Genomic DNA, 13,869 nt, shown 5'->3' with positions numbered 1-13,869 from the left:
AAATATAAAACAATGAGATTTTTTAAAAGAACATTGTTGGTAGTATTGCCGGTCATCTTATCAGTATCCTGTAAGAAATACTTAGATGTAACACCGGATAATGTGGCTACGCTGAACAGTTCATTTGCCAACGCAAATGAAACACAGGCTTACCTGTTTGGTTGTTATTCCAACATGCAGGGCCTGGCGGATGTAAGGCGCAATGCGGGTTTTACCAGCTCCGGTGAAGTGATTTTTCCGATAGACCTGCTGGATAAGAACACACTCGGCGGCGCAGGCGGCGATAATGGTTTCAATGTGATGCGCGGCCTGCAGAACAGCCCCAATCCTTTATTAAACTTCTGGGATGGTTATAACATGGGATTAAACCTGTGGCAATCCATCCGCATGTGCAATACCTTTCTCGACAACGTAGACCAGCCGCTGGACCTGCCACAGTTCCAACGCAACAGGTGGGTGGCAGAAGCAAAATTCCTGAAGGCGTATTATCATTACTGGCTTATTAGGATGTATGGTCCCATTCCAATTTCTGATGTGGCATTACCGGTAAATACGCCCACAGAAGAAACCCGGCTGAAACAACAATCCGTCGACTCCTGCTTTGGCTATGTAGTAAGCCTGCTGGACCAGGCCATTCCCGACCTGCCGGATGTGATCCAGAATGCAGGAGCAGAAGCAGGACGCATTACCTCCGTAATTGCAAAAGCCGTGAAAGCAGAGGTCCTGGCTACGCAGGCAAGCCCGTTGTTTAACGGCAACCCTGATTATGCCGCTATCAAAGGAAAAGAAGGACAAAGCCTTTTCCCTGTAGCCTATGATGCCTCAAAATGGCAACGTGCCGCTACCGCCTGTAAAGCAGCCATTGATGCAGCGGTGGCCACAGGTGCCGCTATTTACCAGTTCAGGGCCAGCGGCGGGATTGTACATATGTCCGACAGTACCAAACAACTGGTAACATTGCAGGGCGCCGTTACTGACCCGTGGAACACCGAACAGGTATGGACCCTCAACCCCCAATTCGGATGGCAGTACATGGCTTCACCAAGAGTAACGGCGGATGCAGCCTCCAACGGTTTTGCCGTGTATTCCAATTTCTCCGTTCCAATAGCGCAATCCGAACTGTTCTATACACAAAACGGCGTGCCTATTAATGAAGACAGGACCTGGGATTACGCCAACCGTTATAAAACGCAGGCAGGCGACGATGCCCACAGGTATTATATCCGCAAGGGTTATACCACCGCCCGTGGCAACTTCTACCGGGAAGCCCGCTACTATGCAGATGTAGCCTTTGACGGCAGCATCTGGTTCGGCTCTGCCAATACCGACGATAACAACGCCAATTATGTAAATGCTGTGAATGGCTTTGCTGCGTATACCCCTACCCGTTATAACATCACCGGCTATTGGCCAAAGAAACTGGTGCCGTGGCAAACTGCTTTCGGTCAAACTACCGTGCAAACAAACTACTCCTGGCCCTTCATGCGCTTGCCTGCCCTGTGGCTCCTGTATGCAGAATGCCTGAATGAAGTGAGCGGCCCCGGTACGGAAGTATACAGCTATATCGACAAAGTAAGGGAAAGAGCCGGTTTACCGGGAGTGGTACAGGCCTGGTCCAACTTCTCCCGAAATCCCACCAAATACGGCTCCAAAGAAGGACTAAGAGCCATCATCCACCAGGAAAGAAGAATAGAACTGGCCTTTGAAGGACAGGCAGGATGGGATCTCCGGAGATGGAAAGAACTGCAGGCAGTGCTCAACGGACCTTTCCAGGGCTGGAATGCAAAACAGCGCACTATACAAGGTTTCTACCAGCTCACCAACGTATACCAACCGGTATTCGGGCTGAGGGATTACCTGTTCCCCATCCAGGACTACGACATGCTGACCAATCCCAACCTGGTACAAACACCATACTGGTGATAACAGGCAGGTAAGGACAAAATCATTTCAAACCAGTTTTAATTTTTTATATGGATGCTATATATAAAATATGCCGTGTGTTAATACCGGTAGTTACCATACTGATGATCCAGTTCTCCTGTAAGAAGAGTGATGGATACAATGATATTATCTCCGGTGATAAAACAAAACCACAACCGGTTACCAATATAAAAGTGATCAATAAGAACGGCGGTGCATACATCACTTATACATTGCCGCCATCAAAAAATGTATTGTATGTGCAGGCGGAGTATATGATCAACGATACGAAAAGCAGGCAAACCAAATCCTCTTTTTATTCAGATACGATTGCCGTTGGCGGATTTGCCAAAAGCCAGGATCATACAGTAACACTCTACACGGTTACACGTGCAGATGTTAAGTCGGACCCCGTGCAGGTAACCGTACATCCCGGCACGCCCACTTACCTGGAGGCATTGCCTACAGTAGTGTTGCGCCCTGACTTTGGAGGGATTAATATCAATGTTACCAATACAGCAAAAGATAACATAGGTGTGATCACCATCACCGAAGATGCGACCACAAAAAAAATGGAGATCAAAAACCAGAACTATACCAACCTGGAGAATATCAACTATAGTATCAGGGGATATGATACCATCCCGAGGAAATTTGGTGTATACCTGACAGATGAGTTCGGGAATATTTCTGATACGGTGTATGCTACTATTAAACCGATCTACGAAACGATCATGGATAAATCGAAGTTCAACGTTTATAAGCTCAATTCCGATGATGGATCCAGCTTTGGATGGGAACTGCGTTACATGTGGGATAACAACCTGGGCAGACCAGGTTATCACTCCACCTATCCAACTACAGTGCCACTGCCTAAATGGGTAACATTTGATATGGGCCAGGCGGCAAAGCTTAGCCGGTTCACGCTCTGGGGCCGGGGCCTGGATGATGGCAATTACCTCTGGGGATACGGCAACCCCGATACCTGGGTAATGTGGGGCCGTGCAGATGAACCGGTGGATGAAATATTGCCCGATACCATGCACCTCCCGGCAGTAGGACAGGCAACACCAGGTGGCTGGATCAATATGGGCATCTATCATCTGCCCGCGCAGCCATCCGGACTGGTGTCGCCGGCATATGACAATGCCGACCTGGCTTTCTGGAATGCAGGCTTTGGTTACAATTTTTCCCTGAACCTGCCCAAGGTAAGATACATGCGGTTTGAATGTGTAACCAATGCAGCGCACAGTAATGAATTCTTTCACATCATGGAGCTCAGCATATGGGGCGATAACAGGTAGCGTATTCCCTTTATTGATATTGTTTAAAGTTATTTTATTAAAAATATAAAGAGATGAGAAAGTATCTTATTGCTGCAAAACTCCTCTTACCATTTTGCGGCTTATTTTTCTTCATAGCCTGTACACGGAAGGCCACTGATTTCCGCGACTTCCTGGGTAATACGGAAGTCCAGTATCCGGGCACGGTATCAGGAATTACCATACTTCCGGGTAACGGCCGGCTGGCCATTGCCTGGAAGCCCAGCCCGGATCCCGGCATCAGCAAATATGTGCTGTTCTGGAACAACCGCCAGGATTCCGTAACCATCAATGCCACTTCGCATAATCCTTCAGATACGGTACATTGCCTCATCACTGGTTTGAACGAATACGCCTATACGTTTTTCCTGTATTCGTATGATGCCGACGGGAACCGCTCTATTGTAACAGAAATAGATAATGCGCATGTATATGGCAATATCTATAGAAGTACACTTCACAACCGTTTGCCTGCTGCCGCTACACCATATAAAATACGTGACGACGGTTCCGTAACCTTGTTCTTCTCCGTGCCTGATACCATTAATATCAATACTGTTATTAAGTATACCAATGCCGCAGGGGTAGCTGCCATCGCTACCATTGCAGGCAACCAGGATTCTGTTAATATACCGGGATACAAAGCCGGGCAGCCGGTAACCTATCAATCGTCCTATATCCCTTCTAAAGGCGCCCTGGATACTTTTTATACCAACAGCTACGATACTTTTCCCGACATCTACAAACTGGTAGCCTGCGATAAAAGCCTGTTCCAGGAACATGACCTGCCAAATGATATGGGCATCTACCAATCAGACACCCGTGTCAGCAAATTATGGGACGGGAGTGTAGGGCCACAGGGATATCCTAACATTTTCCACAGCGACGATAACGGTTCCAATTCCCCGCTGCCGCGCACCCTTACTTTTGATATGGGAAAAACGTACAACCTTGGCCAAATAGAAGAAACAGGCAGGGATTGCTGTAATAATCCTTCCGAATTTGAAGTATGGGGAATTGCAGAAATCACCAATGCCGCCACCTCGCTGAAAAGTACCGATCCGGGCTGGGCCGCTGAAATGAGCAGCAAAGGATGGACGCTTTTAACCACTGCTGTCAGGGGCGATAACGGTAACGACCCTATGAAATTTAACTTCATCCCCCAGGCGCCACCTGTACGCTATATCCGCATAAGGGTTTTGCATACGGTGAATAATTCCAACTCTATCAACATGAGCGAAATAACCATGTTCAGCAAACAGTAAACTTGTTTTCAAAGCAGCAGGAAGTTTATCTCCCTGCTGCTTCGCGGTGCAATAACCATAACATACCAGACAAGCTGCCAGGAGATAAGCAGGTGATAACCCTTATGGCCCATTAATTTCAATACCTCCCGGCGGCAGGTTTAAGGCAGGAATTTTGTGGCTTACAAAATCCTGTGATCCAGGTATTGTATAACCTTTAAAAAGCAACATGATGGCAAACATGAAAACCGTTGACGGAGCTGAAAACCATAAAGTGGTCTCAAAAGAAGAGTGGCTGGCCGCCAGGCTTGAGCTGCTGGAAGCCGAGAAGGAACTGACAAGGCGCAGCGACGAACTGGCAGCGCGCCGCCAGTCGCTTCCCTGGGTGAAAATAAACAAAGACTACCAGTTTGAAACAGCAGAAGGGAAGGTTTCCCTCGCAGATCTGTTCAGGGGACGCTCCCAGCTGCTGATCTATCACTTTATGTTCGGGCCGGACTATGCGGCCGGCTGTCCCAGTTGTACGGCTATTGCCGACGGTTTTAACGGTTTTGCTACCCATCTGGCCAATCATGATGTGATGCTTTGGGCGGTATCCCGTGCGCCAATCGAAAAGCTGCTGGCTTACAGGCAACGGATGGGCTGGAACTTTCCATGGGCTTCCTCCTATAACAGCGATTTTAACTACGATTTCAACGTCAGTTTCACAGTGGAGCAACAGCAATCGGGCGATATTGATTATAACTACAGTAAACCTGTATTTGAATGGCGCCCGGGCCAGAAGAGAGGCGGCGCTGAAGCAGAAGATAAGTTTGCAGCAATGGCCGGTACAGATACAGCCACGTATCACCGGGAAAGGCCCGGTATGAGCGCTTTCGTGCTGGAAGACGGGGTTGTTTATCACACCTATTCCACCTACGCCCGCGGATTGGATGCGCTATGGGGAATGTACCAATGGCTGGATCGCGCCCCAAGAGGACGGAATGAAACAGGAGGCATATGGTGGCGCCGGAACGATGAATATGGTAATGACTCCGCCGGTAACATGGGTGCAAAAGATTGCTGCAGGTAACTGATCCATCTAGTTAGGACGGACATATTTATATATAATGTAGTCGGTTAACGGTCTTAGCCTCTTCTGGTGGTATATGGGATGGTATCCGTCGGATGTATAAAACTCTATCCCCTCATCTACCTTCACATACCAAACATATCCCTTTGCCCTTCCGGTGATGGTATCAGGTTTGGTTATTTTTTTGAAACGATGCAGCATTACGGAATCTAAGGCCACTACCAGCGTATCCTTAAATTTCTGATTGCAGGAAACGGGTTCATAATGGTCACCCGCCCAATACATACAGCTTTCTTTACCGGTTAAAACTATTTTAGACGGTTTACGATTCAGTAGCCAATAAGAACCACTGCCAATAAATATAATCAGGAATGCTAATATGATAATGACCCGGTTTTTAGAGCCGGGTTTTGCTTTTTCAGGAACATGCTCAAACATCTTCATTACCCCTACATTTGTTCCACTCTTATCAACTTTCCCTGTAACAGCTTCCTGTTCCTCTTCTTCTTTTTCTTCTTCAGTGAGCTCCGGACCAGCACCGGCGGCATCATACTTTTTCCCTAATTGAAATGGCCTTGGCTCAAAATTGATCAGCCACGCCAGCAGCTCAGTATTTTTCTGATCGGTGCTTGCAACCTGGCCTCTCAGGTAATTTACCAGGGGCTTAAACCTGTCTGTGTCGTGTTTTCTTATCGCCAGGATATAGCCCGCCACATCATCCCTCTTTCCAAAAAAAGTTCTCAACACCTGTTCATCTTTTGCCTGGTACCGCTCTTCACATACAGCAATACATTCATCTCTGATTTGCGCAGGCGTAGGAGATCTCAGGCGTAGTGAAAGTGCATTCCCTGCCTTTTTTTCCTGGTAATCTTTAAGGACTAACGACTGATAATCAGGATACATTTTACAAGTATAAGGGTGAAAACTGTCGGAATTTATGGAATCCGTCCGGCATTTCAGGAATCTCCCCGGAATTACCGGAATTATCGGAATATGTTACTAATCAACCACTTACCCCGGAATATCTTTGCTTTGAAATCAATTGGATCCCGCATTAGCTAGCGGTTTTTACTGCGCAGAATTGGTTTCACCCTGAGCAACGAAAGCGGTGGTTGATAGCCGGCCTGGGAAGCGATTACCAGCTTCCGCAATCAATGCTCTCCCTCTCTTCCCAAAAGTGTAAGAAGCGCTTCTTACCCCTTTGCAGTGCAGCCTTTGGGCTGACTGCCCCCCAATTCTTTCACTTTAAACTTAACTACAATGTTTTCTATTTTTATAGCCTTGTTTTGGGCATTGGTGTGCCCCGATCATACTAACACGACAAAAAACTGCAATCATGGTTCACAGGTAACCACTATGGATGATACCGGCGGAGAAACAGGTCATGTGCCTCCTCATCCCCCGATTCCTCCAAAAGGATAACAGACAATAAAGATAAGGCAAGTTTTTACTTGCCTTATCTTTTATCCTATACCTGAGCATTGTAGCCCTGTTTTTTATTTTTATTCCTTATTTTTCCATGGACAATCCTATTTTTTAAGCAAAATTGTCGTTTTGAGAACGCCCCTTTTTTCCCTTATACTAACCGCCTGCCTTTTTGCATGTAACAGGAAGAACAGTATTGTTGCTGTAGAAAGAGAGCCTGATTTTAAAAAGGCTGAGTCTTTTTTATACCATAAGAACGATTCTGCTTTTTATTACTTTAATAAAGTTGTTTCCAATTCAAAAGACAGTCTGCAAATTGCCATGGCCTATAATGGCATGGCAGTAATCCTGTCTGATGCCGGTGATTACTTCGGCGCCCAGGAGAACCTCTTAATATCTCTCAGCTACCTGGATGAGCAAAAAGAAAAGGACCGCTATTGTATTTCGTCGGATTATAATGAACTGGGCGGCACCAGTTTAAATTTAAAAAATTACGACGCAGCCATTGATTATTATGACCGTGCACTAAAATTTGCAGAAGATGATGGGTTTAAGCTGATGTTTTTGAACAATAAGGCGGTTGTTTACCAAAAGACACGGGATTTTGCAAAGGCTATTGCCATATATGACTCCATACTGGGCAAAGGTAAGAAAGATGAAAAGGCATATGCAATGGTGTTATCCAACAGGGCCCGGACGAGATGGCTGCAGGATTCCGGTTACCGCGCCACCCCGGAGTTACTGGAGGCATTACAGATAAGGGTGAATCAGAAGGATTACTGGGGACAAAATGCCAGTTACGCTCATTTGTCTGATTATTACGCCAATTCCCATCCTGACTCCGCATTGATGTATGCAGATAAAATGTATGCAATTACCCGTTATCTCAATAGCCCTGACGATGAAATAGAGGCGCTGCAAAAACTGATATTACTCAGTCCCCCGCAAAATATCCGGCAATACTACAAACGATACCAGTATTTAAGCGATAGTGTTCAAACCGCCCGCAATACGGCTAAGAATCAATTTGCGCTTATCCGTTATGATGCGGAAAAAAATAAGGTCGAAAACCTGAAGCTGCAAAAAGAGAATGCTGATAAAAAAGTGCAGATCCTACAGCAACGTTTAATGATTTATGGTGCGGCAGCGGCCATGATACTAGGTGTTTTTCTGGTTGTCATCTGGAGCCGGAAACGCAGGCAGCAAATGGCATCAAGGATTCGCGATCATAAACTGAAGACCTCGCAGAAGGTGCACGACGTGGTAGCCAATGGCCTGTACCGTATTATGACTGAAATTGAGCATCAGCCCATTGAAAAAGAAAGCCTGTTGGATAAGATCGAGGATATGTACGAGCGCTCCCGGGATATCTCTTATGAACAACCTGAAATTACCAGCACCGATTTCCAGGCCGAGATAGCCCTGTTACTGAAAGCATTCAATACAGATACTACCAGGGTGGTGACTGCAGGCAATGATAAAGGCCTTTGGGAAAAAGTGGACACCAATATTCAAAAGGAAGTAAAGCATATCCTGCAAGAGCTGATGGTTAATATGAAAAAGCATAGTGGCGCCAGTTATGTGAGTATCCGGTTTAAACAATCAGGCAACAAAGTGGAAATTCAATATACTGATAACGGCGCAGGGCTGCCGCCATCCTACAGTTTTGGAAATGGATTAACCAATACGGGAAACCGTATTAAGAATATAAACGGTGAGATTACTTTTACCAACGTAAATAAAGGACTTAAAATCCAGGTTTCTTTTCCAATAGTAAATATGAAATGATTAAAAAAGTACTTATAGCTGAAGATCACGAAAGCGTGAATATTTCTGTGGAGAAAACCCTGGAAGAGCTGGGGATGACTCAAACAGATTATGTGTACTATTGTGATGATGCACTCGCAAGGATACAGAAGGGTGTACAGGATGATCAGTCTTACGATCTGCTGATCACGGATCTTAGTTTTATTAAAGATTCACGGGTACAGAAAATTTCCGGCGGACTGGAGCTTATACCGGCTGTTCGGCAGGTTCAGCCCGACTTAAGGATAATCGTTTTTTCTGTATCGTGTATTCCCTCAACTATTGAAATGCTATTTGGTCAATCAGATATCGATGGTTATGTATGCAAAGGCAGAAATGATGCAAAAGCGCTTAAAGAGGCAATAGAAACGGTGGCTAAAAATCAACGTTATTTTCCAAGGCATCTTACACAGAAGATCAGGCAAAAAAATGTACATGATTTTACAGAGTATGATATAAAGATTATCACCCTGCTTGCAAATGGTATGCGTCAGAAAGATATTCCTGCTTACCTGATCGAAGAAGGGACTAAGCCAGCTGGCTTAAGCAGTATAGAGAAGCGATTGAATTATATAAAAGAAACATTAGAATTTACAAAGAATGAACAGCTGATCGCGTTTTGCAAAGACATGGGCATTATATAAAAAGAAGGAAGAGTTACGGTTTCCCGTAAGAATTATCATCATCAGATATCTACTTTTGATATATAACAATTGTGAAAATCTATGAAACGGAATTATTATGTATCAAAGGTTGCGCAAAACAGCAGTGGCGATCATGAAGTGCATGATCAAACCTGCAAGTACCTGCCGGCATCTGAGCACCGCTTATTCCTGGGGGAATTTGAATCCTGCCGCGAGGCAGTAAGCACTGCTAAGAAGATCTATTATAATGCTGATGGCTGCAGGTTTTGCTCACCGGAGTGTCATAGAAGATAGGGTGTTTAATATTCCGCTGGATGAAAACTTTTTTACTCATATTCTTTCTTTTCAGTACCGCCGGATGCGCCGGCCCCAAAACGGTGTATATCTGTAACAGTAAGAATGCCCGGAAGTATCATTATACAGCGGACTGCAGGGGATTAAGCGATTGCCAGTACCGGATTGTAAGAACAACGCTGAAGAGCGCAGTTAGCAGTAACAAAACACTCTGCGACTGGGAGCGTGATTCCTCAGGTACAGCATCGCCGGATCTCTGAGCACAATACTTTATTATCATCCCATACCCCCATCAACCCTAAATTACCCTGGCTATTATTTCATCTGAACACAATCTTTTATTATGGGCTGGTCTTACCGGAAATCTTTTGGTGTATCACCATTCAGAATAAATTTGTCTAAGAAAGGCATTAGTTATTCGTTAGGCGTGAAAGGAGCGCGCGTTAATATAAGCTCCCGCGGAACATATGTCAGCTTAAGCTCTCATGGCATTACCTATCGTCAGAAGATATCCGGGCCTGCTGTTCCTGTGCGGCAGACAGCGCCCCCCATACCATCAGGCGGATTAACTGATAATATAACATCCGCCCATGTTGATCAGCTGACAGATGCGGATTCACAGGCATTCATTACAGAATTGAACCAGAAAAGCAGGCAGGCTTCCTATGTAAAGCGATGGGGCATTTTACCATTATGCACCATATTACTGATATTGTTATTAACTCCCTATGGCCGGCAGGAAGAAGTAATGAAACCGGCATTGATCCTCTGTTTTTGTTGCTTTGCGCCCCTTATTTATTGGTTGGGGAAACTGGACAGGAAGCGGTTCACTATGGAGCTTTATTATGATATGGACGACAGGTATCAACAGGTGTACCGGCAGTTTAAGGATCATTTTGCCACCTTTTCCCAATCTTCAAAGATCTGGCAGTATCTCAATACAAAAAATATAACTGATTATAAGCGGAACGCAGGCGCAGGCAGGTTGATCAAAAGGGCCAGGCTACGCGGGGTATCGGCCAGTAAAATGCCTATGCCATATTTTATGACCAATGTGGCCATTCCCTGTATCTCCCTTAATAATATGGATCTGTTTTTTTTGCCTGAACGCCTGTTGATAAAACGTGGTAAAACTTTTGCCGCCGTATTTTATAAGAATTTGCGCATTACCAGCAATGTTACCAGGTTTATTGAATCCGAGCTATTGCCTGGCGATGCCAAAGTGGTTGACTACACCTGGCAGTACGTGAATAAAAGCGGAGGGCCCGACAGGCGTTTTAGCAGTAACCAACGGCTCCCCATATGCGCCTACTCAGAATATATGTTTACCTCAGACACCGGGGTCTTTGAAGTGATTTCTACTTCAAAGCCATTAGCCATGAATGATTTTGCTGATTTTCTTTCAAAAATAGGGCAGATGCAGAGGTACCGTTAACAACCGCAACTGCAACTTGGGCGGGCGGCTCCGCAACCAGCTCCTGTACTAAAGAAATTAGCTGTTTTTTTGAAGAAGGGAACATCCCAAACGCCGTTGATGCGATCCAGGATGATCGCCCGCTGTTGTACAGTACTGATATTGTTAAGAACAGCACGTTTTTTCCTGATTGTTCTTTCCATAATAGTATGATCACTGTCCGGGCAAAGCCAGGAAATAAATGAAATGAAGCACAGGAAGAAAAATATGCCATATAAGAGACCGGTGAACAAATTAACTTCTTCGGCAGGGAAACAAAAAAACAGCATAAGGAATAACGCCGGCCAGACAAGGTAAAGCATGTCATCCCTTTGCGGGGGCGCTGTTTGTACGGTAGCAATGGGATGCAGGTAGCCGTTTACCGCAGAAGACAGCTGGGCTAGACTGAATTTTGATTTATTATGCAGTTGATCCATGGATTGAAGTAAAATTTCCGGCCGGATGAAATTTTGATTTCCGGAAGATGCTGTTTGATCAGCTATGAGCGAGGAGTATTTTTTTGCAAATTCATTTTTTGTATCGCGTATCCTGATCCAGTTGTTTTCCACAAGGTCATTTACCAACAATAAAAATGCATTGTTATAGCCACCCGATAAATAAGCCAGTTGATACCTGTTGTAAAGTGGCAGGTTCCTGATAACAGGTTTAAGATGCCTTTCCTCTCTCATGGCAACAAGTTTTCTGATGATAAAGAGCAAGGGTGTAAAAAGAACGAAGTACTGCAGCACGGAAAGATCATGAAGCGGCAACTCACCAAATACCAGCCAGGTGAATATAAAGGGAAGCGCTATTGTAAGATAATAAGCCAATTGGCCTGTACCGGTGCGGGAGCCCACGGAGGATGGCTGAATGCCGGGGATTTTGTCTGGATACAGGAATGGCGTTAACGCCGGAGGAATGCGCCAGAACTTCGCTGGTGGATTTTGTTTAAACACCTTTATGTATAATAGGAGGGTTTCCAGGTACCAGTCGTGATGTTTTGTATAATCTATAATGCCACCCACATTTGGAAAATGGTGAAGCTCGCGTTGCAGGATATTGGGGCAGAAGTTTTTCCAGTATTCGGTAGTATACAATAAATGCATATGCCAAACCTTATCTACAATAACAGACGGGGAAGCTCCGTTTCCGGATATACAGCAGAGATAAACAAACCGCTTATATTCCAGGATAGCATCTTTCGTAAAATCACCGGTCCAGTTCTCTGTTTTTGCCAGTTTTTTTGAAAAAGGAATGGCGGCATTGGCGTCATCAATAACATAATTCTCAATCCTTATCCAAAGTGCATTTTCCCGGTAGTTTATATGTTCGTCGGTTAACAGAATATTTGAATGCAGCGGTTTCATGGTGTTGTTTTAATACTAACTTCTGCAAATTGTAAAACATAAAAGTCTTACATTGGTATTATCTGATGCTGTTTTTATCTTATATTCGTCTTATGAAAAAAGAGGATCTGTTACACCTTGAAAAGCTGATGAGTTTTCTGGCGGCTCATTTTATCCGGAAGAGCTCATGGAAAGATGTTTCAAAATCGGAGTGGATGTATATTGCCGGGGAGCTGAACAGGTTGCTGCTCGAGCAGCACAGGAAACTCAGGATAGGAAAGGATGCGGATTTAATGGGTGCAAATTATCTTTATGAGCATCTCATCATTAATAAGCTAAAAGCATATGAAGGGAAGAAAAACCTTGCCGGTGCCAGTACGCCTAACCTCAGTAAATTAAATCGGATCGTACAGGTTTTAGGATACGATAATTACTTCGATTTTATTAATTCACACAAGGAGGCTTTCAGTTTTAATGATTTAAAGATCGAGATTCCAAAAGCCACAGTGAACACCAAACTATTGGATGAATTAGTTGGATTCTGGTATTCCTATAATCGTAATTTGCCCGATAACCCGGATAAGATAAATGAAGAAAGGATCTGGCGCTCATCAGTGGAAATATACAGATCAGAATCTTCAGGCGAATACCTGATAGAGAGGAGCGGAGGCGACAATCATAAGTATTACGGCAAAATAACGGCTTATGCGGATTATGTTTTCATTATTATGAACAGCAATACCTTTATCCGGCAGCGGCATTTTATTTCCCGTCTGAAAGATATTAATGAGAAGCTAAAGCAACCGGGTTATAAATTAAGCGAGATGCATTTTATCAGCACCTGTATCAGTTTTAACCAGGAGCCGATAGCGTTGTTTGAAATCTTCCAGAAAGTAAACAATACCAGGAACTTTGTTGCCGATTCTATAAGTTTCCTGATAGAAAGCAAGGAGCTTCCGGCAAGCGTAGTGGCCCATTTAAAGAATACGGAAGGGAGCCGTATTAATTACAGGTAATCCAGCACTAATGCCGCGATGTCTCCTGTTACTTTCGTCGGGGAAAAACAGTCACAATTACTTAGGCCTATAACATAAATATCTTTTGCCGGAATGTAAATACCCATGCATCTGTTTGGAGCGATCTGCCAGGTTATGCTTCGGGGTAAAATCAAAGTTTTGGGGGTAACACAATGGATATGATAATTATTTTTTCATTTTTATAATATCCGTTTTAAGTGGTTTTCATTTTGAGCGCAGTTTCGTCGGTCATCTCCTTTGGCATCTTCCCACTATAATCCTTTAATGTCTATATTTGCTGTCCAAAGGTTTTGAATTTAATTC

12 protein-coding genes are annotated in these 13,869 nt (G+C 44.5%); 10 read left to right on the top strand and 2 right to left on the bottom strand.

The features are described from left to right. Positions 1–12 precede the first annotated feature (12 nt). From FN124_RS04110 to FN124_RS04095, 4 genes are all read left to right on the top strand, one after another. Positions 13–1,923, top strand: coding sequence for a RagB/SusD family nutrient uptake outer membrane protein (locus tag FN124_RS04110; protein ID WP_142683504.1), 1,911 nt, complete (start codon positions 13–15; stop codon positions 1,921–1,923). A gap of 50 nt (positions 1,924–1,973) precedes the next feature. Continuing rightward, on the top strand, positions 1,974–3,227 hold the full coding sequence (locus FN124_RS04105) for a DUF4959 domain-containing protein (RefSeq protein WP_142683503.1): 1,254 nt from the start codon (positions 1,974–1,976) through the stop codon (positions 3,225–3,227). Positions 3,228–3,280: 53 nt separating this feature from the next. After that, positions 3,281–4,510 carry a DUF4998 domain-containing protein gene (locus tag FN124_RS04100; protein WP_142683502.1) on the top strand — a complete coding sequence of 410 codons (1,230 nt, stop codon included), beginning with the start codon at positions 3,281–3,283 and terminating at the stop codon, positions 4,508–4,510. 211 nt (positions 4,511–4,721) lie between these two features. Beyond that, entirely contained in the window at positions 4,722–5,561 is an 840-nt protein-coding gene (locus FN124_RS04095) for a DUF899 domain-containing protein (RefSeq protein WP_221887726.1), read from the top strand. Positions 5,562–5,570: 9 nt separating this feature from the next. On the opposite strand, the gene FN124_RS04090 is transcribed toward FN124_RS04095, so the two are convergent. Then, a complete protein-coding gene (locus FN124_RS04090) occupies positions 5,571–6,464 on the bottom strand; it encodes a hypothetical protein (protein WP_142683501.1) in 894 nt (297 codons plus the stop codon). 651 nt (positions 6,465–7,115) lie between these two features. Here FN124_RS04090 and FN124_RS04085 point away from each other — a divergent pair. The 5 genes from FN124_RS04085 to FN124_RS04065 all read left to right on the top strand — a co-directional run bounded on the left by FN124_RS04085 (position 7,116) and on the right by FN124_RS04065 (position 11,165). Then, the gene (locus FN124_RS04085; protein WP_260607318.1) at positions 7,116–8,774 is read left to right on the top strand and encodes a tetratricopeptide repeat-containing sensor histidine kinase; all 1,659 of its coding nucleotides are present in this window, start codon (positions 7,116–7,118) and stop codon (positions 8,772–8,774) included. Beyond that, positions 8,771–9,436: a response regulator gene (locus FN124_RS04080; protein ID WP_142683499.1), complete on the top strand. Its 666-nt coding sequence runs from the start codon at positions 8,771–8,773 to the stop codon at positions 9,434–9,436. Before FN124_RS04085 ends, FN124_RS04080 begins: the two co-directional genes overlap by 4 nt. A gap of 81 nt (positions 9,437–9,517) precedes the next feature. Further along, on the top strand, positions 9,518–9,730 hold the full coding sequence (locus FN124_RS04075) for a hypothetical protein (protein ID WP_142683498.1): 213 nt from the start codon (positions 9,518–9,520) through the stop codon (positions 9,728–9,730). Positions 9,731–9,750: 20 nt separating this feature from the next. Then, positions 9,751–9,990, top strand: coding sequence for a hypothetical protein (locus FN124_RS04070; RefSeq protein WP_142683497.1), 240 nt, complete (start codon positions 9,751–9,753; stop codon positions 9,988–9,990). 83 nt (positions 9,991–10,073) lie between these two features. Then, the gene (locus FN124_RS04065; protein ID WP_142683496.1) at positions 10,074–11,165 is read left to right on the top strand and encodes a DUF4236 domain-containing protein; all 1,092 of its coding nucleotides are present in this window, start codon (positions 10,074–10,076) and stop codon (positions 11,163–11,165) included. Here the strand turns inward: FN124_RS04065 and FN124_RS04060 are convergent. Further along, positions 11,162–12,550, bottom strand: a complete 1,389-nt coding sequence (locus tag FN124_RS04060; RefSeq protein ID WP_142683495.1) for a UCP032817 domain-containing protein — start codon at positions 12,548–12,550, stop codon at positions 11,162–11,164. The genes FN124_RS04065 and FN124_RS04060 overlap by 4 nt on opposite strands. A 92-nt stretch (positions 12,551–12,642) precedes the next feature. On the opposite strand from FN124_RS04060, the gene FN124_RS04055 reads away from it, so the two are divergent. Next, positions 12,643–13,545 carry a hypothetical protein gene (locus FN124_RS04055; RefSeq protein WP_142683494.1) on the top strand — a complete coding sequence of 301 codons (903 nt, stop codon included), beginning with the start codon at positions 12,643–12,645 and terminating at the stop codon, positions 13,543–13,545. The last annotated feature ends 324 nt before the right edge of the window (positions 13,546–13,869 follow it).

This window comes from Chitinophaga polysaccharea, from assembly GCF_902150045.1.
Classification (GTDB): domain Bacteria; phylum Bacteroidota; class Bacteroidia; order Chitinophagales; family Chitinophagaceae; genus Chitinophaga; species Chitinophaga polysaccharea_A.
Note: the sequence above shows the minus strand (reverse complement) of the source record. Positions and strands in the feature narration are given on the sequence as shown.